The following is a 23,501-nucleotide window of genomic DNA, read 5'->3' on the forward strand; positions in this document are numbered from 1 at the left end:
TCTTCACACTTGACCACACCACGAAGCAAATGTGTGCGCACGCTAGCCCACAAGGGGAGAAGGGAGAACTTACGCCGCTTCGTTGACCGGGCGGCTGAGGCGGCGGACTTCCTCGTCGTTGAGCAGGCCGCCGGCGCGCAGCAGGGAGGCGAAACGGCCGTTGCGCAGCGACAGCTCGGTGAAGCCGCCATATTCGACCACCTTGCCCTTATCCATGAACACGACCAGATCGGCGTCGCGGACCGTGGTGAGGCGGTGGGCGATGATGAAGGTGGTGCGGTCACGGCGCAGCTCATCGATCGCTTCCTTGACGCGGTCCTCGGTCTCGACGTCGAGCGCGCTGGTCGCCTCGTCGAGCACCAGGATCGGCGCGTCCTTCAGCACCGCGCGGGCAATGGCGATGCGCTGGCGCTCGCCGCCCGACAGCTGGCCGCCGCGCTCGCCGACGACGGTGTCGTAGCCGCCGCTCTTCGACAAGATGAAATCCTGCGCGGCGGCGGCATTGGCCGCGGCGTGGACCTCGTCATTGCTCGCATCGGCGCGGCCGACACGGATATTGTCCTCGATCGAGCGGTTGAGCAGGCCGGCGTCCTGGAAGACGGTGGCGATCGCGTGGCGCAGCGACTTGCGGGTCACCGTGCGGGTGTCGATGCCATCGATCAGGATGCGGCCGCTGGCCGGCGTGAAGACGCGCTGCAACAGGTTGATGAGCGTCGTCTTGCCGGCGCCGGTCGGGCCGACGATGGCGACCGTCTTGCCGGCCGGCACCTCGAACGACACGTCCTCGATGCCGTGGCCGGAATTGGCGAACTCAAAGCTGACTTCTTCGAACCGCACATGGCCGGTGACGTTGGTCAACTCGCGCAGACCGTCCGGCTCGACGGTTTCGGCGGCCGAGTCCTCGAGGCGGTAGAAATCCTCGAGCTTGGCGCGCGCCTCGGAGATCTGAGTGGTGAAGGCCGACATCTGGTCGAGACGGGCGATCAGCATTCCGGCAAAGCCGGTGAAGGCGACGACATCGCCGACGCGGAGCTGGCCACGGGTGACAAGATAGGCGCCGATCGAGAGCACGATCATCATCGAGATGGTCGAGGAAAGCTTGTTCAGCGCATTGGCGATCGCCCACCAGTCGAGCACAGGGTTCTGCGCGTCGAGCAGGTTCTTGACGTAACGCTTCAACGTCGCGGTCTCATGGCCGATGCGGTTGTAGCTTTGCAGCACGGCGACATTGCTGACGCTGTCGGACACATGGGCAAAGACGGTGTGGTAGTGGCGTTCGACGGCGGTCTGCCCCGCCTTGGTACGGCGCATGACGATACGGCCGATGCCAACGTAAAGCACGCCGAGGCCAAGCAGCACGATGGACATGCGGATGTCCATGGCGAGCGCGGTCGGCACAAGCAGCACCAGCGCGATGGCCGTCGACAGATGCACGCGCATAAATTCGAGCCACAGGCTGAACAGGGTCTCGACGGCGCGCAGCAGCGTATGCAGCGAATTGGATGTACCGCGCTGGTGGTGCCAGGCGAGCGGCATGGTGATCACGCGCTCGAAGGACTGGCACAGCACTTCGGAACGGCGGGCATGCGCGAAGCGATCGGCGCCGCGCGCCACCAGGACGAAGGCGACGACGTTGAAGGCGCCGAGAGCGGCCCAGATAGCGAGTGTCGAAAACACCGCGCCTTTTTCGGAAATGGCACCGATCACCCGGCCCAACAGGATCGGCTCGAGGATTGCGATCGCTGCGAGCGCAATGTTGGCGCCGCAGATCAGCGCAACGCGCTTCTTGTCGGCCGCCAGATAACCCAGTGCTCGCCAGTAGATTTGCAGAAGTGACACTTCAGCTACTCCGCCAAACTCTTATCTGTGCTCAATTCCGGAATTGTGCACCGCAGCATTTTTTGACACGTACCGGTTAACGCGTCGCAAAACAATGCCCGTCTATCGCTTCCGTTCCCACTTAGCGAACAAAAGATGACGACGGTGCGAAATCTGACGTGATCACCTAACGGTTTGAGATAAAAGGTGAAATGTCAGCCTTGCGGCAAAATAATGGCACCTGTCCGGCGCTGCCACATTTTTAATCACAAGGCGCTTGCTTAGCCGGACCTAAGGAGCTTGGTGAGGTTGGGAAGGTCATTGCCAAGTAAAACGCCGGACTTGGCCGCGCATCCCAGGGGACGCGCGGCCTGTAAGCCAAAGCGTTGATATTACGCAGGTATCTTGACGACGACCTCGGACTTCTCGCCGGCCTTCGGTTCGAAAGACCCAGATTTTGTCTTCGAACCATTGAGTTCGAGCGAGATCGACTTGGTCTTTTTGTCGCGGATGACGCGAACCTTGATTTCGCCGTCGAACATCTTGAGCGTGGCGGCGTAACCATCCCAGTGTCCAGGCAGCTTCGGCCTAAACGTGATCTGCCTGCCACGCCGCTCGATGCCCAGGATTCCCTCGACAGCCGCCCGGTAGAGCCACCCTGCCGAGCCGGTGTACCAGGTCCAGCCGCCGCGCCCCCCCTTCCCTTCGCCGGCGTAGATGTCGGCCGCCACCACATAAGGCTCGACGCGGTAATGCTCGGCCGCGGCCTCGTCCGAGGCGTGGTTGACCGGGTTCAGCATCGAGAAGCAACGATAGGCCTCGTCGGTGCGGCCCATCTCGGCCAGCGCGATCACGAACCAGGTGGCGGCATGGGTGTACTGGCCGCCATTCTCGCGCACGCCGGGCGGGTAGCTCTTGATGTAGCCGGGATCCTGCTCGCTGTTCGAGAAGGGCGGCGTGAACAGCTTGACGATCTTGAGCTTGTCGTCGACGAGCATTTTCGTCGCCTGCTCCATGGCCGTGGTCGAGCGCGCCGGGTCGCCCTCGCCAGAGAGCACGCTCCAGGACTGTGCGATGGAGTCGATCTTGCACTCGTCGGAGCTTCGCGAGCCGAGCGGCGTGCCGTCGTCGAAGCTGCCGCGCCGGTACCACTGACCATCCCAGGCAGTGCTCTCCAGCGCCCGCTTCAACACTTCCGCGTGCTTCGCCCAGGCCTGCGCCCGCTTGGCATCGCTCTGTCCCTTGGCGACGGGGGCGAAGTCGCCCAGCGTCTTCAAGAGGAACCAGCCCAGCCACACGCTCTCGCCCTTGCCGCCCTCGCCGACACGGTTCATGCCGTCGTTCCAGTCGCCGCCCAGGATCAGCGGCAGGCCGGCCGGGCTGCTGCGCTTGATGGCAAGGTCGAGCGCCCGCGCGCAGTGGTCGTAGAGCGAAGCAGTGGCCTTGGTGATCTCGGGCGTGAAGAAGGCGTCGTGCTCGCCCTCGCCGAGTTCCTGCCCGTCGATGAAGGGTATCTGCTCCTTGAGGATCGCGGTATCGCCCGTCACCTCGACGTAGCGGGCGGTGGCGTGCGCCAGCCAGACCACGTCGTCCGAGATCATGGTGCGCACGCCGGCATCGGTGCGCGGCAGCCACCAGTGCTGGACGTCGCCTTCCTGGAACTGTCGGCGCGCCGCGTTGAGGATCTGGTCGCGCGCCAGGTTCGGATCGTGCGCCAGCAAGGCCAGCGTGTCCTGCAGCTGGTCGCGGAAGCCGAAGGCGCCGCTCGCCTGGTAGAAGGCCGAGCGGGCGCGGATGCGGCAGGCGAGGCTCTGGTAAGGCAGCCAGTGGTTGACCATGGCGTTCAGCGCCTTGTCCGGCGTCTCGACCTGGATGGTGTCGAGGAAGCCCCGCCAGACGCTTTCGTTGTCGGCCAGGCGATGGTCGAAATCCTTGCCGCGATGGGTCTGCACCAAGGCGCTCGCCTCGGCTGTGGTGGCCGCGTCGCCGAGCAGCCAGACCAGCGTCACGTCGCCGCCGGCTGGAATGTCGACGTCGCTGGCGATCACCGCGCAGGGATCGTCGCCGGCCTCGACGCGGCCGGACAGGGCGACTCCGCCGAGCACGGCCTGCGGATATTCGGTCGTGCCGTGCCTGCCGATGAACTCCGCGCGATCGGCGGTCACCGAATGGACAGGAGCCGCGCCGGCGAGGAAAGCCACCCGCTCGCCGAAATCGAGGCCGTAGGGGTTCTGCGCGAGCATGGCGCCGGTCGCGGCGTCCCGCGACGGCACGATGGTCGCCGCCGTGCGCGAGCGATGGCCGCCGAGCACCCATTCGGCATAGGCATAGACGCGCAGCCTTGCCGGCGCCGGGCCGGCATTCTGGATGCGCAGCCGGGTGATCTTGACCGGATCCACCGGGTCGACCACCTGCGTCAGGTCCATCGACAGCGGCCCGCGCTTCGAGCGGAAGGTCGAGAACCCCTGCCCGTGCCAGGTCTCATAGGTCATCGAGGGATCGCGCACCACGGCGGCCATGGGCGAGAACGCCTTGCCGCTCAACTGGTCGTAAATATAGAAGCCCTCCCCAGGCTGGTTCGACACCGGGTCGTTCGACCAAGGCGTCAGCTGATAGTCGCGGCTGTTGCGACTCCAGGTGAAGCCCGCGCCTTCGGCCGAAACGTGGAAACCGAAGGAAGCATTGGAGATGACGTTGATCCAGGGCTGCGGCGTCGTGCGGCGCCCGGTCAGCCGCGTCACATAGTGGCGGCCATCGCCCTCGAAGCCGCCGAACCCGTTCCAGAGGGTGAGGCCGGCGCCGTCGGCCGCGATATCGGCTCCCTGGCTTGCCGGCGTCGGCTCAGGCAATGATGGCGACGGCTGGCGAGCCGGAATGCTTTCCCCTTGTTGCAGGGCGTCGCGGGCCTGCAATGCAGCCGTCTCGGCTCGCTCGAGCTGGTCGAAGATGGTGCCGTTGCGGGTGTGGAGCGCGACGCGCGCGACCGATAGCAAGGTCTTGTAGGTCGGCTCGTCCATCAGGTCGCGGCGAACGGCGAAGATGTGCTGGCGGGGCCCAAGCTCGCGGCCGCGCAGGCGGCTGTTCTCGCACAGCGTTTCCACCGCGCGCTGCAGGTCCTGCACGTAGGAGGAGGCCTGCTCGTTGACGACGACGAAGTCGATCATCATGCCGCGGGCGCGCATATACTCCTGGAAGCGCAACGCCTGGGCGACGATCTCGAGATCGGCGACGTCGCCGATGCGCACCAGGAAGATCGGGAAATCGCCGGAGATGCTGGTCGGCCAGAGGCTCGACTGGCGGCCGAGACCGGACGCGATGGATTCGGCCGGCAGGCGCAGGAACGGATCCGGATAGATCAGGTAGCGCGCCAGCTTCTGCACATTGGCGGCGTCGGTCAGGCTGAGGCCGAGATGACGCGTCTGCACCTGGCTGCGCGTCCAGGCAAGCATCGCCTGGCGGGCGAAACTTTCCTGATGGTCGAGGCGGCCGATCGCCTCGTCGAGCTCGCCGCGGTTGGCGCCGACGACGGTCCAGAAGGTCAGTGAGATCTTCTTGTTCGCCGGCACGCGCACCTGGCGGCGGAGCGCCGCCACCGGGTCGAGCGTGAAGCCCTGGCGGCCGGAGAGCCGGGCGCCGGGATCGAAGGCGGCGGCATCGGCGATGGTGCGGCCGCGCCCGATGAAGGCGCGCCGGTCGGTTTCCGCCTCCGCGTCGCGCGACGGACCCGACGGGTCGGTGACGAAATGCACCATGGTCAGGTCAGGCTCGTTCTTGTCGCGCTTGCGCCTGGTGGCGAAGATGGCGCCGTTGTTGGCGGCGATCTCGGTCTCGACGAACATCTTCGAGAACAACGGATGGGCGTTGTCCGACGCCTCGTTGCCCAGCACCAGCTCGGCGAAGGAGGTCACCTCGATATGCCGGTCGGTGGCGCCGTCATTATAGAGCGTGATGCGGCGGCCTTCCCCATTGCCTTCGGAAATGACGATGCATTCGACTTCCGAACGCAGCGCGCCGACCGACTTGGTGAAACTCGCCTTGTCGTCGGCAAACAGCGTCTGCACGCGTTCGTTCTCGGCGCGCTTCGGCTCGGCGGTGGCCGACCACCAGTCACCGGTCGCGGCGTCGCGCAGGAAGATGTAGGAGCCTAGGCGGTCCACGCTCGGGTCCGGCTGCCAACGGGTGACGGCAAGCTCGCCGAAGCGGCTGTAGCCGGAGCCGGTCGCGGTGACCATGACCGAGTAACGGCCATTGGACATGACATTGGTGGCGCGCAGCGCCTTGATCGGATCGAGGATGATGCGGCTGTCCGGGCTTTCGGTCTCGGTTTCGTCCTTCGACCGCTCGTCGGCTTCGGTCCGGACGGTGGCGGCCGGGATGTCGCGCGGCGCCTTCTCCTGCAGGAGGAGTTCGGCCGACTCGATCACCGGATCGCTGTGGAAGCGCTCGCGCAGCCGGCCCTCGAAGATAGCATCGGCAACTGCGGCGATCGACATGCCGGAATGGTGGGCCATGTAGTTCTGGACGACGGCGTGGTCGGTGCCTTCCGGCACGCGCTGCGGCGTGAAATCGACCGCGTCGTAAAAGCCGTGGCGGCCGAGCGCGCCGATCGAGCGCAGCCGCATCAGGTTCTGCACCGCCTCGCGCGGGTTGAACTGCGCCGCCAGGATCGTGGCGTAAGGCGCGATCACGGTATTCTGGCCAAGGCCGCGCTTCAGGCCGAGGCCAGGCACGCCGAAATTGGTGTACTGGTAGGTGAGCTCGCGGTCGCGGGCGTTATAGGCCGCCTCAGAAATGCCCCAGGGCACGTTCTTCGAGCGCGCATACTGGATCTGGCGCTTGATGATCAGCTTGCTCGTCTGGTTGAGGATCGAGCCCGGCGCCTCCTTCATCACCAGCGGCGGCATCAGGTACTCGAACATCGAGCCCGACCAGGACATCAGCGCGCCCTTAAAGCCGATCTCGACGATCGGGCGGCCAAGCCGGAACCAGTGCTCCGTCGGCAGGTCGCCCTTGGCGATGCCGAACAGGCTGGTCAGCCGCGCCTCGGAGGCGAGCAGGTCGTAGCAGCTCTCGTCAAGCTGGTGCTCCTCGACACGGTAGCCGATCGACAGCAGCTTGCGCTCCTGCCGCATCAGGAAGGAGAAATCCATCTCGAAGGCATAACGGCGGCAGCGTCCGCGCAGCGCGAGCAGCTTGGTGCGGAGCGCCGATACCGCGCTTTCGTCATTGTGCGAATCGTGCACATGCGCCTCGCAGGTCGCCTCCAGCCTCGCCGCCCAGTCGGCGATGACATCGCTCTTCGGCGACGCCGCCTCGGTGTGGATGGCGGTGGCGAGCTTGCGGATCTCGCCGGCAAGCACCGCGAGGTTGATGGTGCGGATCGAGGCCATCTCGGGCTGCGCCTTGATGGTCATCACCGCGCGGCGCATGCCGTCGAGGCGGTCGGCAAGCCGCTGGCGCAGCGGCCTGAGCTGCCGGCGGTCGTCGGGCAGCTCCTCCAGGCTCTCGTCGAGGATGGTGACGGTGTCGAGGATACCCTCGAAATCGCCCTGCAGGTGGACGGAAGGCGCCTCGGCCCATTCGGCGCAGGCGGCGGCCACCGCGACCAGGTGGCCGGCAAGGTTGCCGCTGTCCACCGCCGAGATATAGAGCGGATAGAGCGGCTTCAGCGTCGTCGTGTCGTACCAGTTGTAGAGGTGCCCGCGGTCGCGCGGCATGCTCTCGATGGTGGCCATCGTGGCGTCGATGCGGGTGATGGCATCCGACAGGCTGATCCAGCCGAAATCGCGCGCCGACACGATCGACAGCAGGTAGACGCCGATATTGGTCGGCGAAGTGCGCGGTGCCACCACCGGCGCCGGGCTTTCCTGGAAATTGTCGGGCGGCAGATGGTGATGCTCGGCCGTCACGAAGGTCTCGAAATAATGCCAGGTGCGGCGCGCCACGGTGCGCAGCGCATGGATGTCGGAGGCCGAAATGCGCAACCTGTCCTCGGTTTCGGCCGAGCGGCTGATCCAGCAGGCGACGGCGGGCGAGCCGATCCAGAAAATCGCGAAGAAGAAGGCGACGAACGCGCCGGTGGAATCGGCCAGCACCGGAACGGCAAGGCCAACCACGCCGATGATCACGGCGCCGTACATCATGCTGTAATAGGAGCCGAGATCGCTGCCGCCGCTCTTGTGCGCCTGCGAGGCGGTGCGCCACTCCAAAAGGTTCTGGCGGCTGACGAAGAGCCTGTAGAGTGTACGGACGACAGCGTCGCCCATCATCCAGGCGAGATGCGCCATCAACAGCACCTTCAGCGCCACCAGCGCGGTGCCGAACACGGTATCGCGGGCTAAAGCCGAGAAATGGCCGCGCGGGGTCTGGTCCCCGCTCTTGGGCAAGATGCCGTTCACGATGTCGAAGGTCGGCGCCATGAACAGGCTGAGGATCAACAGCGCCTGCCACTGCGCGGCCTGCGTGAAAGGCAGCAGCGTCCAGCCGGCGATACAGGCCATCACCCAGAAGATCGGGGTCAGCGAGCGACGCAGATTGTCGACCATCTTCCAGCGCGACAGCGCCGGCACGCCGGAGCGGGGGTCGAACATGAAGCCGAGCAACTGCCAGTCGCCGCGCGCCCAGCGATGATGACGCGAGGCGTCGACGGAGTAGCGGGTCGGATAGTCCTCGACCAGCTCGACGTCGGTGACGAGCGCCGCGCGCGCCAGGGCGCCTTCGAGCAGATCGTGGCTGAGGATGGTGTTTTCCTCGATGCGGCTCTTCAGCGCCGCTTCGAAGGCATCGACATGGTAGAGGCCCTTGCCGGTGAAGGAACCGTCGCCGAAGACGTCCTGATAGACGTCGGAGACGGCAAAGACGTAAGGGTCGAGGCCGCGATTGGCCGAGAAGACGCGCTGGAAGAAGGAGGCGTCGTCGCCGCTGGTAAGCGATGCCGTGATGCGTGGCTGCAGGATGGTGTAGCCGGCGCTGACAACACGCTTCGCCGGGTCGAAATGCGGGCGGTTCAGCGGATGCGAGAGCTTGCCGACCAGCGTCGAGACGGCGTCGCGCGTGGTGCGCGTGTCGGCATCGAGCGTCATAACGTAGGTGACTTTTTCCGGCAGCGGCACGTCGAGCGGCAGGAAGGTGGTGTCGCTGTCGCCGCGCAGCAGGAGATTGAGCTCGTGCAGCTTGCCGCGCTTGCGCTCCCAGCCCATCCAGCAGCCCTGCGCCTGGTTGTAGAGCCGGCGGCGGTGCAGGAGATAAAAGCGGGGCGCGCCTTCGGACGGGTAACGGGCGTTCAGCCTGGCGATCTCGTCGCGAGCATATTGCAGGATCTCGATGTCGGCGGCGTCGATCTCGGTCTTAGAATCCGGCCAGTCGGACAGCAGCGCGAAATGAATTTCTTCCGCCGTGTTGGCGAGATGATGCACCTCGATGTTGCGGATGTTTTCCTCGACGTCGTCGCGCGAGCCGATCAGCGAGGGCACCACGACCAGGGTGCGCGCCTCCGCAGGGATGCCGTGCTTGTAGTCGTAGCCTACGAGTCGCGTCGGCTTGAGGAAGAGCGCCACGACGGTGTTGAAGAAGGCCAACGCGCCTTCGCTGGCGGGCACCGCAAACAGCGCCAGCATCAGCGTGATCGACGGCACGGAGAGGCCGAGATTGGCTAGCGCCCCGCCCGAGAGGAAGAGCAGCAGCATCGTCAAGAGAAAGACCGGCACGACGATGCCGAGCCAGCCGGTGCTGGCAAAGGCACGCTTGAAGGTCACATAGAAGGGAGCCCGATAGCCGATCGCCTCTTCCAGCTCCTGGCGACGCGGCCCGACCAGGAAGAAGCCGACATCGGTATGCACGGAGGGATCGGCAGTCTCGGGCACGCCGGACGCATCGGTGAGCCCAGGCGTGTGGCCTGCAAGCTCGATCGCCTTTTCGGCGACGCGGTATTCGGAAAGTTCGGAGCGGCGTGCGAGCTGCTCGATCGCGGTGCGGTACTGGTCGCGCGAGAAGAAATCGAGCGCGGCGAAGTCGGTCTTCTGGCGCAGCAAGGTGTCGATGCGGCTGACGCCCTCGAACCAGACCGTCCAGTCGACGTCGTTGATGAGACGCAGGCCGCGGATGATGTTGCCGGTGGTAACGTTGCCGCTGGAGAGCGTCTGATGCTCGGAGATGATGATCTCCTCGGCGTCGGAGCCGGTCTTCTCGAGCTCGCCCTCCAGCCATTCCAGCGCCCGGCCGGCATTCTGCGAGCCGTCGCGCAGGCGGTAGAGGAGCTGGGTGGCGAAAGTCGTGTCCTGCGCATGCGTTGCATAGTGCGACAGGATCCTGGTCCGGTCGGCATTGTCGTCGGTCGCGAGCACCCGGTCGGCGACCTCGTTGGCGATCTGGCGCATCTGCCTGGTGCGGTTGACCCGCACCGCGATGCGGCGGAGGTTTTCGATCAGCACGAAACGCAGCAGCGACGGCAACGCCCAGAGCTCACCGATCTTCAGCGGTTCGACCGACTGGAAGCCTTCGACGATGGCCTTGAACATGGTCGCCGAGACCGCGCTGTCGGAATGCTGGACATAGCTCCAGGCGACGGCAAAGGCGCGTGGCAGAACGGTGCCGTCGGCAAGCTTGAGCGTCGGCAACTGACGGTAGAAACGGCGCGGCAGGTCGCGCTTGACCTGGAAGATGGTCTCCTCGACCAAATAATTGTTGTCGAGCAGCCATTGCGCGGCGGGCGTGATCGTCTCGCCCTTGGCCTGCGCGGCATTGGTCGAACGGTAGACTTCGAGAATCTTCTTGGCGCTGTCGCGGATGCGGGCCTGGAACTCGAATGGCGAGAACCCGAACAGTTCCCTGACTTCGCCATCGGCGAGCGCGGCGCCCAGCGCGCGCAGCCGGTCTTCTGGCAGGAAATTGGAGCGTACCGGCGCTTCCGTGACAATCGGGAAGCCAGCGCTTGTCTGTTCAATCTTGGTGGGGTTCGTCTGAATGTTCATCGATTATTCCGTAAGGCGGGCGCGATGCGGCGTGACCGCCACGGCAATGGCCCTAAAACCGGTTCAAATGCAATTGGTTGCATGGCAGGTCCGGTCGAAAGTTTGTTGCGCTCCACGATAGGGGCGTCCCCTTTCGACAACTTAAGGGCGAACGCCCCTCGCTTCCCGCCCCGGGTCCGTTCAGGGAAAGGATTCAGGCTTTTTCGTGATACATGCAAGGGGCCGGGCGATAATTCGCCTGTGCCGCGATCATGTTTGGCAACAGCCGTTAACCGTTGGCGGCGAGATCTAAGAGTCTGACGACGAACAGATGCCCCTGCCCTTCGGGCTGCAGCCGCAGTTCCGGGCTATCCCGGTCGAGGATGAGCGCGTCGAGCGGGCCGAGGTTCGATACGCCGTCGGCAAAGACTTTCACGCTGCCATCGACCGAGAGAACGAGAGTCGTGCCGACGCTGTGCTCAACCCGCATTTCGTCCGAGAGCGACAGGCGCTCGACCGTGTGGGTCATCCGGCTCCGGCGAGTCATGACGTTGAGGTCGGTGATCGGGCCGCCGATCAGGGTGGCGCCGGTCGGCACGTCGCCTGGAAAGGACAGCGGCGCCGAGGCGGCGGTCAGCCGCGACGCCGACCTGCCGGCAATCTCGAGCACGATGCCCTCGCCTTCCAGCACCGCGAGCGTACGGTCGATGCCGGCAAAGCTGGAGAAGGGCCCGCTCGTCTCGACGCGGGCCATCGAGATGCGCCAGTCGAAATCGTCGAGCCCGGCACTGTGCGGCGAGACGGCGATCTCGGTGGTCGTGCCGCCGCCATTCTTCCACGGCATGACGCGGTAGCCGGCGGCACGAAGGATGCGCATCGCGTCAGCCCAGAATGCCCGGCAGGTTGAGCTGGTGCTCTTTTGCGCATTGGATGGCGATGTCGTAGCCGGCATCGGCGTGGCGCATGACGCCGGTCGCCGGGTCGTTCCAGAGCACGCGCTCCAGGCGCCTTGCCGCGTCGGGCGTGCCGTCGGCGACGATCACCATGCCGGCATGCTGCGAGAAGCCCATGCCGACGCCACCGCCGTGATGCAGCGACACCCAGGTGGCTCCGGAGGCGGTGTTGAGCAGCGCGTTGAGCAGCGGCCAGTCGGAAATGGCGTCGGAGCCGTCCTTCATCGCTTCGGTCTCGCGGTTCGGCGAGGCGACCGAGCCAGAATCGAGATGATCGCGGCCGATGACGACCGGCGCCTTGAGCTCGCCTTTGGCAACCATCTCGTTGAAAGCGAGGCCGAGCCGATGGCGGTCGCCGAGGCCGACCCAGCAGATGCGCGCCGGCAAGCCCTGGAAAGAGATGCGCTCGCGGGCCATGTCCAGCCAGTTGTGCAGATGCGTGTTGCCTGGAGTGAGCTCGCGCACCTTGGCGTCGGTCTTGTAGATATCCTCCGGATCGCCGGATAGGGCTGCCCAGCGAAACGGGCCGATGCCGCGGCAGAACAGCGGACGGATATAGGCCGGCACGAAGCCGGGGAAGGCAAACGCGTTCTCAAAACCTTCGTCCTTGGCGACCTGACGGATGTTGTTGCCGTAGTCGAGCGTCGGCACGCCGGCATTCCAGAACGCCACCATCGCCTCGACATGCTCGCGCATCGACGCGCGGGCGGCTTTCTCGACGGCCTTGGGATCACTGACCCGCTTTTCGCGCCACTCAGCCATGGTCCAGCCCTTCGGCAGATAGCCGTTGATCGGGTCGTGCGCCGACGTCTGGTCGGTGAGGATATCGGGGCGGATGCCGCGCTTGAACATCTCCGGCACGATCTCGGCCGCATTGCCGAGCAGGCCGACCGATTTCGCCTCACCGGCCTTCGTCCAGCGCTCGATCATTTCCATCGCCTCTTCGAGCGTCTCGGCCTTCTCGTCGACGTAGCGGGTGCGCAGGCGGAAATCGATCGAATCCGGATTGCATTCGATGGCGAGGCAGCAGGCGCCGGCCATGACGGCAGCCAGAGGCTGGGCGCCGCCCATGCCGCCGAGACCGCCGGTCAGGATCCACTTGCCTTTGAGGTTGCCGCCATAGTGCTGGCGGCCGGCTTCCACAAAGGTCTCATACGTGCCCTGCACGATGCCCTGCGTGCCGATGTAGATCCAGGAGCCGGCCGTCATCTGGCCGTACATCATCAGGCCCTTCTTATCGAGCTCGTTGAACTTCTCCCAGGTCGCCCAATGCGGCACGATGTTGGAGTTGGCGATAAGCACGCGCGGCGCGTCCTTGTGGGTGCGAAAGACGCCGACCGGCTTGCCGGACTGTACCAGCAGCGTCTCGTCCTCGCCGAGCGTCTTCAGCGAAGCCGCGATGCGATCGAAATCGTTCCAGGTGCGCGCGGCCCGGCCGATGCCGCCATAGACGACCAGCTCGTTCGGGTTCTCGGCGACCTCGGGATCGAGATTGTTCATCAGCATGCGCAGTGGCGCTTCGGTGGTCCAATAGCGGGCGTTCAGCTTGTCGCCTCGCGGCGCGCGTACTTCGCGGATGTTGTGGCGCGGATCGGTCATATGGTCGCTTCCCTTTCGATGAGGTGCGGCGGGCGCGTCAGCGCGCTGCCCAGGCAATCGCGGTTTCGAGGATTTTCTTCAGCGTGGCGCGGATCGGCGCGGCGTAGGTGGCGTCGTAAGGCACCGGCCAGTTCTCCGGCGCCCCCTTTTCCGTGGGCTCGCGCATATAGCCGCGGTTGGAAAGCTCCATCTGCAGCGCGTGGACACCGTTCTGGGGTTGCCCGAACTGGCGCGTGATCCAGCCGCCCTTGAAGCGGCCATTGACCACCCAGGTCTCGCCGGTCGCGGCAAGGATGGCGGCTACCTTTTCCTGCAGCGCCGGATCGCTGCTCTTGCCGTCATTGGTACCGAGATTGAAGACCGGCAGCGTGCCTTCGAACAGGCGCGGCAGCACCGAGCGGATCGAGTGGCAGTCGTAGAGAACAATCTTCTCGTGCATGCCGCGCAGTCGGTCGATCTCGGCCTGCAAGGCGGCATGATAAGGCTTGAAGTAAGTCTCGCGGCGCTGGTCGATCTCGGACGGCGTCGGCTCCTCGCCCATACGGTAGAGCGGATCGCCGTCAAAGGTGTCCGTCGGGCATAGGCCGGTCGTCGCTTGTCCAGGATAGAGCGAAACGCCCGAAGGGTCGCGGTTGACGTCGATGACGGTGCGCGAAATGGCGGTGTGCACGACCGTCGCGCTGAGGTCGGCGGCGAAATCATAAAGCTTGTCGATCCACCAGTCGCAGTCGCGGCGGCCGAGCCAGGTCGACACCAGCCGACTGTCGAGGCCGGCCAGATCGATGCCGGTATGCGGGATCGAGACCAGCAGGGGTGCGGTGCCTTGGGTGACGGTGAGCCACGGCGTGGTCATGAGAGACCTCCGTAGGTTGGAGCTCTACGGCGCCCCCCTCTGTCCTGCCGGACATCTCCCCCTCTTGGGAGGAGATTGGCTGTCACGTCGGCTTTCGCCAATCGCCAGCGCTGGAGGAAGAACGGTGCCAAGGAAGCTGCTGATCTCCCCCCTTGAGGGGGAGATGTCCGGCAGGACAGAGGGGGGCGCGACAGAACTCGGCCTGTGAATGTGTGCGATGTCACGACGCAATTCCCGGCAGCTTCACCGCGCTCGCCGCATTCACCGCCGCGCCGCTGCGCACCATGGCGATCGCCTTTTCCATGTCCGGGTGGAAATGCCGGTCGTTGTCGAGATGCGGCACCTCGGCCCGAACCAGCTTGCGCACCGACTCCAGCGCCTCGCTCGAAGCAAGCGGGGCGTGGAAATCGCAGCCCTGGGCCGCCGCCAAGAGTTCGATGCCGATGACGGCGGTCGCATTCTCGATCATGCCGAGCAGCCGGCGCGCGCCATGCGCGGCCATCGAGACATGATCTTCCTGATTGGCCGAGGTCGGGATCGAATCGACGCTCGCCGGATAGGCCTTCTGCTTGTTTTCCGAAACAAGGGCGGCCGCGGTCACCTGCGGGATCATGAAACCGGAATTCAGGCCCGGCTTCGGCGTCAAAAAGGCCGGCATGCCGGAGAGCGCCGGATCGACCAGCATGGCGATGCGCCGCTCCGACAGCGAGCCGATCTCGCAAACGGCCAGCGCGATCATGTCGGCAGCGAAAGCCACCGGCTCGGCGTGGAAATTGCCGCCCGAAAGCGCGGTGTCGTCCTCGGCGAAGATCAGCGGATTGTCGGTGACGCCATTGGCCTCGGTCTGAAGCGTGTCCGCCGCCTTGCGCAGCACGTCGAGTGCTGCACCCATCACCTGCGGCTGGCAGCGCAGGCAATACGGGTCCTGCACGCGTTCGTCGCCGACCCGGTGGGACTCACGAATGGCGCTGCCGGCCATCAGGTTGCGCAGCGCGTCGGCCGTCTCGATCTGGCCGCGATGTTTTCTCAAAAGATGGATGCGCGGATCGAACGGCGCGTCCGACCCGCGGGCGGCGTCCGTCGACAGCGCGCCGGCAACCAGCGCCGATTGGTAGAGCGTCTCGGCCTCGAACAGGCCGGCAAGCGCGAAAGCGGTCGAAAACTGCGTGCCGTTGAGCAGCGCCAGGCCTTCCTTGGCGCCGAGCGTCACCGGTTCCAGCCCGTGCGAGACGAAGGCGACCTTGGCGGGGAAGCGGCCATGCGGCGTGAAACATTCGCCGACGCCGATCATCACCGCCGTCATGTGGGAAAGCGGCGCGAGATCGCCGGAGGCGCCGACCGAGCCTTGCGCCGGCACCACCGGGATGACGTCGTTGGCGAGCATCCCTTGAAGCAGGTCGATGGTCTCGGCGCGAACGCCGGAGGCGCCCTGGGCGAGGCTCGCAAGCTTCAGCGCCATCATCAGCCGCACCACCGCGACAGGCATCGGCTCGCCGACGCCGGCGGCATGCGAGAGCACGATGTTGCGCTGAAGCGTTTCGAGATCGTTTGCCGGGATGCGGACGCTGGCCAGCTTGCCGAAGCCGGTATTGATGCCATAGACCGGCTCGCCCTTAGCGAGGATGCGGGCGACCGCCTCGGCGCTGGCCTTGATTTTCGGCCGGCAGGCATCGTCGAGCTTCGGCACGGCGCCGCGATAGATGGCGCGCCAGTCGGCAAGCGTCGCGCTGCCGGGCTTCAGGATCAGTTCGGTCATTGTCCTCTCCAGATGCGGGCATGGAGCGGGTTGAAGCCCATGCGGTAGACGAGTTCGGCCGGACGCTCGATGTCCCAGATGGCAAGGTCGGCCGATTTGCCGGCTTCCAGCGTGCCGGTCTTGTCGAGCAGACCCAGCGCGCGGGCCGCCTCGCGGGTGACGCCGGCGAGGCATTCGTCGACGGTCATGCCAAAGAGCGTCGCGGCCATGTTCATGGTGAGCAGCAGCGAGGTAAGCGGCGAGGTGCCGGGATTAGAGTCCGTGGCGACCGCCATTTTCACGCCGTGGCGGCGGAACAGATCGACCGGCGGCTTCTTCGTCTCGCGGATGAAATAGTAGGCGCCGGGCAGGATCGTCGCGACCGTGCCGGCCTTGGCCATCGCCGCCGCGCCCTCGTCATCCGTATATTCGAGATGGTCGGCCGACAGCGCGCCATAGCGGGCGGCAAGTGCCGCGCCATGCAGGTTCGACATCTGGTCGGCATGAAGCTTCACCGGCAAGCCGAGCGCTTTGGCCCTATCGAAGACGCGCGAAATCTGCTCCGGCGAGAAGGCGATGCCCTCGCAAAAACCGTCGACGGCGTCAGCGAGCTTTTCAGCGGCGACTCCCGGCAGGATCGTATCGGCGACGAGATCAATGAAGGCATCCTTGTCGCCCCTGGCTTCGGGCGGTAGCGCGTGCGCGGCAAGACAAGTCGTGCGGACCGTGACCGGGCGTTCAGTGGCCAGACGGCGGGCGGCACGCAGCGACTTCATCTCATTATCGGCATCGAGCCCGTAGCCCGACTTGACCTCGACGGTGGTGACGCCTTCGGCGATCAGCGCATCGAGGCGCGGCAGCGTCTGGGCAACGAGCTCGTCTTCGCCGGCGGCGCGCAGCGACTTGACGGAGGAGACGATGCCGCCCCCAGCGCGGGCCACTTCTTCATAAGTGGCGCCGGCCAGCCGCATCTCGAATTCGTTGGCCCGGTTGCCGGCATAGACAAGATGCGTGTGGCAGTCGATCAGGCCCGGCGTGATCCAGCGGCCCTCGCAATCGATTGCTTCACCACCCTGCCTTAGCGCCACCGGCAAATCCTCCTCGGGGCCGGCATGGACAATCAGCCCGTCGCGCGCGGCGATCACGCCTTTTTCGACGACGCCTAGGCCCGCCGCGCCCTCGGCCATGGTCGCCAGCCGTGCATTGCGCCAGAGACGAAGGCCGCTCTTCCCGTTCTCTCCACCCATCATCTTTTCCATTTGAAAGGATGGCGATTATGTATATACATATTGGAACGCGACGCAAGTGGTAATGTCGCTCGGGCATTCAGATTCGGGAGATTGGACGTGACGGCGATCTTTGCGGAACAGGCGTTGCTGCCCGAGGGCTGGCAAGGCAATGTCAGGGTCGCTTTCGACGGCGGCCGCATCGCCACGGTCGAGGCCGGCGCCTCCCGGCAGGCCGGCGACGAGCGGCACGCGATTCTCCTGCCGGGCATGCCCAACCTCCACAGCCACGCCTTCCAGCGCGGCATGGCGGGGCTGGCCGAATTGCGCGGACCTTCGGCCGACAGCTTCTGGAGCTGGCGCGAGGTGATGTACCGCTTCGCGCTGTCGATGACGCCGGACCAGGTCGAGGCGGTCGCGGCGCAGCTTTATGTCGAAATGCTGGAGGCCGGCTTCTCGCGCGTCGGCGAGTTCCACTATCTCCATCACGACCGCGATGGAAAGCCTTACGCCAACATCGCCGAGATGGCGGAGCGGATCGCCGCCGCGGCCGGCGAGACCGGCATCGGGCTCACGCTGCTGCCGGTCTTCTACGCCCACTCCTCTTTCGGCGGCGCCGCGCCGAATGAGGGACAGCGGCGATTTATCAATGATGTCGAGCGGTTCGGGCGTTTGCTTGAGAAAAGCCGCGAAAGCGTCTCGAGGCTGGAACAAGCGGTCGTCGGCGTCGCACCGCACAGCCTGCGCGCCGCGACCCCGGACGAGATCAATGCGATTGCGGCGATGGCGCCGAGTGGCCCGATCCACATCCATGTCGCCGAGCAGATCAAGGAAGTCGAGGACTGCGTTGCCTGGTCCGGTGCTCGGCCTGTCGAATTCCTGCTGTCCAACGCCAAGGTGGATCAGCGTTGGTGCCTGATCCACGCCACGCATATGACCGAGGCCGAGACGATCGCCATGGCGAAGAGCGGCGCGATTGCAGGCCTTTGCCCGATCACCGAGGCCAATCTCGGCGACGGCACCTTTGCCGCGCCGCAGTTGATCGAACAGGGCGGACGCTTCGGCGTCGGCTCCGACTCCAACGTGTTGATCGGTCTGCCGGACGAGCTCAGGCAGCTCGAATATTCGCAGCGCCTTGCCCATCGCGCCCGCAACGTGCTGGCGCGCGCCGGCGGCTCTACGGGGCGCGCGCTGTTCGATGCGGCGCTTGACGGCGGCAGTGTGGCGCTCGGCGCTGGTCCGTCAGCTATCACTGTCGGCAACCCGGCCGACCTGGTTTCGCTCGATGCCAGCCATCCCTCGCTTGCCAGCAAGGCCGGCGATGCGATCCTCGACGCCTGGATCTTCGCCAATGGCAGCAAGGTCGATTGCGTCTGGGTGCACGGCAAAAAGCAGGTCGCCGGCGGTAGGCACGCGAAGCGCGAAGCGATTGCCCAGCGGTTCCGCGCGGTGATGACCGCCCTTTCCCAAGGCTGAGCAGGAAAAGCCCGATGAGCCTGGTTGAAACGGATGAGTTGGAGGGCGGCGAGAGCATTTCGCTGCATCAGCGCATCCTGTCCGATATCCGCGAAAAGATCCTCTCTGGCGCCTGGGCGCCCGGCCATCGCATTCCATTCGAGCACGAGTTGACGGCCGAATACAAATGCTCGCGCATGACGGTGAACAAGGCGCTGTCGCAGCTCGCCAAGGCGGGACTGATCGAGCGCCGCCGCCGCTCGGGCAGCTTCGTGCGCCAGCCGAAGTCGCAAGCGGCGGTGCTGGAGCTGCACGACATCAGGATCGAGGTCGAGGCGCTCGGCCTGCCCTATCGCTACGAGCGGCTGGAACGGCTGAAGCGACGCAGCAGCGCCGAGGACCGGTCGCTGCTCGGGCTTGCGGTCCCGGGTCCGGTGTTGTGGCTGGAAAGCCTGCATTTCGCCGGCGAACGGCCGTTCGCGCTCGAGCAGCGGCTGATCAATCTTTCAGCCGTGGCCGAGGCAGCCGAGGAAGAATTCTTCGAAATCGCGCCCGGCCCCTGGCTGATCGGCCGCGTGCCGTGGAGCGAGGCCGAGCACCGCATCCGCGCCATGGCCGCCGATGACACCATCGCCGACGCGCTCGACATCGATCCCGGCGCGCCCTGCCTAGTGGTCGAGCGCCGCACCTGGAGCGCGGAGCACCCGGTCACGCATGTGCGGTTCATCTATCCGGCGGAAAGCCACACGCTGGTGGCGAGGTTCACGCCCTCGCAGGGGTAGCGCCTCTTTACCCTCCCCCTTGTGGGGAGGGTCGCCGCGAAGCGGCGGGGCGGGGGTCGGCGCAGCCCCCCACCCGGGCCTTCGGCCCGACCTCCCCACAAGGGGGAGGTAGAAGGCGTAGCGCCTCAGATCGCCGCCGTAACAATAATCTCGACCAGATATTCCGGGCCCGCGAGCTTGGCTTCGCCGGTGGCGCGGGCGGGCGTGTGGCCCTTCGGCACCCACTTGTCCCATTCGGAGTTCATCTCGGCGAAGGTGCTCATGTCGGCCAGCCAGATGATCGCCTGCACGATCTTGGTCTTGTCGGTGCCGGCCTTGGCCAGCAAATCGTCGATAGTCTTCAGGATGTCGCGGGTCTGCGAGGCGACATTGCCGCCCGGCTCGCCGACCTGGCCAGCCAGATAGACGGTGTTGCCGTGGATGACGATCTGGCTCATGCGCGGGCCGACATCGATGCGACGAATGCTCATGGGAGGTTCCTTCGTTATGGAGTCGCGCCTGTTTAGAGTCCGTGCCGGCTTCGGGCAAGGTCGACAGACGCGAAACCGCTTGAGCCAACCGCCCTCTCCAGGCCCGGCTTATACACGGCGAGCTGACCGCCTGAGACCAATTCCGCCGGACCGACATGTTGACTAATGTAATAACATCACATATCGACAAGACCCCTTGAGTTTCACGACCCGCCCGGATCGTCCGATGACCAATGCCTGCCTGACCTTCCGCGACCTGACGCTCGGCTACAACAGCCATCCCGCCATCCATCACCTCAACGGCATCGTCAGAAAGGGCTCGCTGACCGCCGTGGTCGGCGCCAACGGCTCGGGCAAGTCGACGCTGATGAAGGGCATTGTCGGCGTGCTGAAGCCGATGGAGGGCACGGTTGTCCGCGCTCCGGGCGTGCGCACCGCTTACTTGCCACAGCAGTCGGAGCTTGATCGCAGCTTCCCGGCGCGCGTCGTCGACCTCGTATCGCTGGGTCTCTGGCCAAAGCGCGGCATGCTCGGCCGTTATACGAAGGAGGATCGCGAGTCCGTCAGCAAGGCCCTGATGGCGGTCGGGCTCGGCGGCTTCGAGACGCGGCCGATCGACACGCTTTCCGGCGGCCAGTTGCAGCGAACGCTGTTTGCCCGCGTGCTGCTGCAGGACGCCGACCTCATCCTACTCGACGAGCCGTTCAATGCCGTCGACGCCAAGACCGTCGGCGACCTCATCCAGTTGATAAAACGCTGGCATGGCGAGGAGCGCACGATCATGGTCGTCGTGCACGACCTCGACCTCGTGCGGCAGAATTTCCCAGAGACGCTGCTGCTCGCCCGCCAGCCTGTCGCCTGGGGCGAAACGCGCGAGACGTTGCGGCCGGAAAACCTGCTCAAGGCCCGGCGTTTTCACGAGGCCTGGGAGGAGAATGCGCCGTGGTGCGAGCCCGACCATGATGGGCACGACCATGATGGGCACGACCATGATCACGGTCACGACCATCATGATCACGCGCACACGCAAGACCATCATCACGACCATGGCTCCGGGCCGAGGGCTGCATGATGGAATTCCTCTACGGCCTGTTCATCGCGCCCTTTGCCGACTTCGCCTTCATGCAGCGGGCACTGTTCGGCTCGCTGATGCTGTCGCTCGGCGCCTGCCCGGTCGGCGTCTTCCTGATGCTGAGGCGCATGAGCCTCTCGGGCGACGCGATGGCGCACGCTATCCTGCCCGGTGCGGCCGCCGGCTTCCTGCTCTATGGGCTTGAAATCCTGCCGATGACCATTGGCGGGCTGATTGCCGGCATCATTGTCGCGCTCGGCGCCGGTGCGGTCTCGCGCTTCACCATCCAGCGCGAGGACGCCTCGATGGCCGCGTTCTATCTCATCTCGCTTGCGGTAGGTGTGCTGATGGTGTCGATCCGCGGCTCCAGCGTCGATCTCATGCATGTGCTGTTCGGCACGGTGCTCGCGCTCAACAATGAAGCGTTGACGCTGATCGGCGGCATCGTGGTGGTGACGCTCGTTAGCCTCGCCATCTTCTGGCGCGCGCTGGTCGCCGAATGCCTCGACCCGCTCTTCCTGCGTTCGGTGAGCCGCATGGGCAGCCCGGTGCATTTCATCTTTCTCGGCCTCGTCGTGCTTAACCTCGTCGGCGGCTTCCAGGCGCTGGGCACGCTGCTGTCGGTCGGGCTGATGATGTTGCCCGCGGCGGCCGCCCGCTTCTGGACGGTGCGCGTCGAACCGATGTGCGTGCTGGCGGTGCTGATCGGCTTTGCCTCCTGCATCGCCGGGCTGCTTTTGTCCTACCACGCGTCGTTGCCGTCCGGCCCGGCGATCATCCTTTCGGCCGGCGTCGTCTATTTCGTCTCGATCATGTTCGGCTCGCGCGGCGCGTTGCGTGCCCGCATCGTGCACCACCGCCACCGGACCGCCTGACCCCCAATCCCCAAGCAAGGAGACCTTCGCAATGCTGAAATCCATCCGTGCCGCCCTGGCGATGAGCGTTATAACATTAAGCGCCTTCGCGACGTCTTCGGCCTTCGCGGCACCGCTCAAGGTGGTGGCGAGCTTCACCGTCATTGCCGATTTTGCGAGAAATGTCGGCGGCGACCGTGTCAACATCACCACCATCGTCGGGCCGGACGGCGACGCACATGTCTATGAGCCGAGCCCGGCCGACGCGGTGGCGATGGCTGGCGCCGACGTGGTGCTGGTCAACGGCCTGCATTTCGAAGGTTTTCTGCAGCGCCTGGTCGATGCCAGCGCAACCAAGGCCTCGATCGTCACCTTGACCAAGGGTGTCACGCCGATCGACTTCAAGCCGGAATTCGCCGATGCGGATGCCGCCGAAGGCGCCGACACCGGCGGCGGCAAGACGGTCACTGACCCGCACGCCTTCCAGTCGATCGCCAACGCCAAGATCTATGTGAAGAATATTGCCGACGCGTTCTGCACGGCGGACAGCGCAGGCTGCGACAGCTACAAGGTCAACGCCGCAGCCTACACCACGAAACTCGATGCGCTGGAAGGCGAAGTGAAAGCGGCGATCCAGTCGATCCCCGAGGCCAAGCGCGTAGTCATCACCTCGCATGACGCCTTCGGCTATTTCGAGCATGAATATGGCCTGACGTTCCTGGCGCCGCAGGGCATCTCGACGGATTCCGAGCCTTCGGCCGCCGACGTCGCCAAGCTGGTCGAGCAGGTGAAACAGGACAAGGCGGCGGCGATCTTCGTCGAGAACATCAGCAATCCGCGGCTGATCGAGCAGATCGCCGGCGAGACCGGCATCAAGGTCGGCGGCACGCTCTACTCGGACGCGCTGTCCCGGCCCGACGGTCCAGCCTCGACCTATATCGACATGATGCACAACAACATCACGCAGATAAGAGGCGCGATCCTGGGGAGTTGAGGCGGAGCCACGGTTGGCTGAAATGATCAATGCCGGCGCTGCCCCTCATCCGCCTGCCGGCACCTTCTCCCCGTATAGTGACGGGGAGAAGGGACAACGCTGACGGTTGGATTTTCCGGTCCGGCATCGCTATTTGGCAGAGAAATTCTACGGCACGCATTGCCGCCCCTGCCCCGGAGTGGCATGACTGCCGCCAAAGAAGATTGCGAGGATAAGATGATGGAATACCGCCAGATCAGCGAAGATTATTCGGTCTCCGGCCAGATCCAGCCCGAGGACATCGCCGCCATCAAGGATGCCGGCTTCAGAAGCGTGATCTGCAACCGGCCGGACAACGAGCAGCCGGGCCAGCCTTCGGCCGACAGCGTCAAGGCCGCGGCCGAAGCCGCCGGCCTTGCCTTCCGCTACATTCCAGTGATCAGCGGCCAGATCACCATGGACAATGTCGAGGACCAGGCAGAGGCGCTGGACGAACTCGAAGGGCCGGTGTTTGCCTACTGCCGCTCCGGCGCGCGCTGCACCAACCTCTATGGGCTGATCCAGCAGGAGAGGGGCTAACGATTTTCCAGCGAAGGTGTGCTGAGATTCAGGTCAGGCCGAGTCGAAAATGGTGGCCTTCGAGCACCGGCCTACGCCGGCCGTAGCCTAAATTAACTGCCACGCCACTCATGAGTGCTTCGGCCGGCGAAGGCCGGAAGCGCAGGAGGCCGCCATTTGTAGGCCGGCCTCGCCTGAATATCGG

General features: G+C 65.3%; 14 protein-coding genes. 6 read left to right on the plus strand and 8 right to left on the minus strand.

All coding sequences use genetic code 11. The annotated features are described in order from the left end of the window. Positions 1 to 69: 69 nt before the first annotated feature. The 7 genes from RFM40_RS31295 to hutI all read right to left on the minus strand — a co-directional run bounded on the left by RFM40_RS31295 (position 70) and on the right by hutI (position 17,153). A complete protein-coding gene (locus RFM40_RS31295) occupies positions 70 to 1,839 on the minus strand; it encodes a glucan ABC transporter ATP-binding protein/ permease (RefSeq protein WP_320229057.1) in 1,770 nt (589 codons plus the stop codon). 371 nt (positions 1,840 to 2,210) lie between these two features. Further along, entirely contained in the window at positions 2,211 to 10,787 is an 8,577-nt protein-coding gene (locus RFM40_RS31300; RefSeq protein WP_320278894.1) for a glycoside hydrolase family 94 protein, read from the minus strand. A 268-nt stretch (positions 10,788 to 11,055) separates the two neighbouring features. Then, positions 11,056 to 11,643 (minus strand): HutD/Ves family protein, encoded by a 588-nt coding sequence (locus tag RFM40_RS31305; RefSeq protein WP_320229055.1) that lies wholly within the window; start codon positions 11,641 to 11,643, stop codon positions 11,056 to 11,058. A gap of 4 nt (positions 11,644 to 11,647) precedes the next feature. Further along, complete coding sequence (gene hutU / locus RFM40_RS31310) at positions 11,648 to 13,318, minus strand: urocanate hydratase (protein WP_320229054.1); 1,671 nt, start codon at positions 13,316 to 13,318, stop codon at positions 11,648 to 11,650. Positions 13,319 to 13,355: 37 nt separating this feature from the next. Then, positions 13,356 to 14,171, minus strand: coding sequence for an N-formylglutamate deformylase (hutG, locus tag RFM40_RS31315; RefSeq protein WP_320229053.1), 816 nt, complete (start codon positions 14,169 to 14,171; stop codon positions 13,356 to 13,358). Positions 14,172 to 14,391: 220 nt separating this feature from the next. After that, positions 14,392 to 15,927, minus strand: a complete 1,536-nt coding sequence (gene hutH / locus RFM40_RS31320) for a histidine ammonia-lyase (protein WP_320278895.1) — start codon at positions 15,925 to 15,927, stop codon at positions 14,392 to 14,394. Further along, positions 15,924 to 17,153, minus strand: coding sequence for an imidazolonepropionase (gene hutI, locus RFM40_RS31325; RefSeq protein ID WP_320278896.1), 1,230 nt, complete (start codon positions 17,151 to 17,153; stop codon positions 15,924 to 15,926). The genes hutH and hutI overlap by 4 nt, the downstream gene beginning before the upstream one ends. A 99-nt stretch (positions 17,154 to 17,252) precedes the next feature. On the opposite strand from hutI, the gene RFM40_RS31330 reads away from it, so the two are divergent. Continuing rightward, positions 17,253 to 18,608: a formimidoylglutamate deiminase gene (locus tag RFM40_RS31330; RefSeq protein ID WP_320278897.1), complete on the plus strand. Its 1,356-nt coding sequence runs from the start codon at positions 17,253 to 17,255 to the stop codon at positions 18,606 to 18,608. Positions 18,609 to 18,622: 14 nt separating this feature from the next. After that, the gene (gene hutC / locus RFM40_RS31335; RefSeq protein ID WP_320278898.1) at positions 18,623 to 19,369 is read left to right on the plus strand and encodes a histidine utilization transcriptional repressor HutC; all 747 of its coding nucleotides are present in this window, start codon (positions 18,623 to 18,625) and stop codon (positions 19,367 to 19,369) included. A 125-nt stretch (positions 19,370 to 19,494) separates the two neighbouring features. Here the strand turns inward: hutC and RFM40_RS31340 are convergent, their stop codons facing one another. Beyond that, positions 19,495 to 19,839 (minus strand): RidA family protein, encoded by a 345-nt coding sequence (locus tag RFM40_RS31340; protein ID WP_320229048.1) that lies wholly within the window; start codon positions 19,837 to 19,839, stop codon positions 19,495 to 19,497. A 226-nt stretch (positions 19,840 to 20,065) separates the two neighbouring features. On the opposite strand from RFM40_RS31340, the gene aztA reads away from it, so the two are divergent. The 4 genes from aztA (at position 20,066) to RFM40_RS31360 (ending at position 23,317) form a co-directional block, all read left to right on the plus strand. Beyond that, complete coding sequence (gene aztA / locus RFM40_RS31345) at positions 20,066 to 20,911, plus strand: zinc ABC transporter ATP-binding protein AztA (RefSeq protein ID WP_320229047.1); 846 nt, start codon at positions 20,066 to 20,068, stop codon at positions 20,909 to 20,911. Beyond that, entirely contained in the window at positions 20,911 to 21,786 is an 876-nt protein-coding gene (gene aztB, locus RFM40_RS31350) for a zinc ABC transporter permease AztB (protein ID WP_320229066.1), read from the plus strand. The genes aztA and aztB overlap by 1 nt, the downstream gene beginning before the upstream one ends. 31 nt (positions 21,787 to 21,817) lie before the next feature. Further along, positions 21,818 to 22,759, plus strand: coding sequence for a zinc ABC transporter substrate-binding protein AztC (aztC, locus tag RFM40_RS31355; protein WP_320229046.1), 942 nt, complete (start codon positions 21,818 to 21,820; stop codon positions 22,757 to 22,759). 219 nt (positions 22,760 to 22,978) lie between these two features. After that, positions 22,979 to 23,317, plus strand: a complete 339-nt coding sequence (locus tag RFM40_RS31360; RefSeq protein WP_320229065.1) for a protein tyrosine phosphatase family protein — start codon at positions 22,979 to 22,981, stop codon at positions 23,315 to 23,317. Positions 23,318 to 23,501: the final 184 nt, after the last annotated feature.

The sequence above is a fragment of the Mesorhizobium captivum genome (assembly GCF_033977165.1).
Taxonomy (GTDB): domain Bacteria; phylum Pseudomonadota; class Alphaproteobacteria; order Rhizobiales; family Rhizobiaceae; genus Mesorhizobium; species Mesorhizobium captivum.

What these genes read in the sequence shown, in the direction of transcription:
- RFM40_RS31300 (WP_320278894.1), bottom strand. Translation starts at nt 10,787, where the DNA reads ATGAACATTCAGACGAACCCCACCAAGATTGAACAGACAAGCGCTGGC.
- RFM40_RS31305 (WP_320229055.1), bottom strand. Translation starts at nt 11,643, where the DNA reads ATGCGCATCCTTCGTGCCGCCGGCTACCGCGTCATGCCGTGGAAGAAT.
- hutU (WP_320229054.1), bottom strand. Translation starts at nt 13,318, where the DNA reads ATGACCGATCCGCGCCACAACATCCGCGAAGTACGCGCGCCGCGAGGC.
- hutG (WP_320229053.1), bottom strand. Translation starts at nt 14,171, where the DNA reads ATGACCACGCCGTGGCTCACCGTCACCCAAGGCACCGCACCCCTGCTG.
- hutH (WP_320278895.1), bottom strand. Translation starts at nt 15,927, where the DNA reads ATGACCGAACTGATCCTGAAGCCCGGCAGCGCGACGCTTGCCGACTGG.
- hutI (WP_320278896.1), bottom strand. Translation starts at nt 17,153, where the DNA reads ATGGGTGGAGAGAACGGGAAGAGCGGCCTTCGTCTCTGGCGCAATGCA.
- hutC (WP_320278898.1), top strand. Translation starts at nt 18,623, where the DNA reads ATGAGCCTGGTTGAAACGGATGAGTTGGAGGGCGGCGAGAGCATTTCG.
- RFM40_RS31340 (WP_320229048.1), bottom strand. Translation starts at nt 19,839, where the DNA reads ATGAGCATTCGTCGCATCGATGTCGGCCCGCGCATGAGCCAGATCGTC.
- aztA (WP_320229047.1), top strand. Translation starts at nt 20,066, where the DNA reads ATGACCAATGCCTGCCTGACCTTCCGCGACCTGACGCTCGGCTACAAC.
- aztB (WP_320229066.1), top strand. Translation starts at nt 20,911, where the DNA reads ATGGAATTCCTCTACGGCCTGTTCATCGCGCCCTTTGCCGACTTCGCC.
- aztC (WP_320229046.1), top strand. Translation starts at nt 21,818, where the DNA reads ATGCTGAAATCCATCCGTGCCGCCCTGGCGATGAGCGTTATAACATTA.
- RFM40_RS31360 (WP_320229065.1), top strand. Translation starts at nt 22,979, where the DNA reads ATGGAATACCGCCAGATCAGCGAAGATTATTCGGTCTCCGGCCAGATC.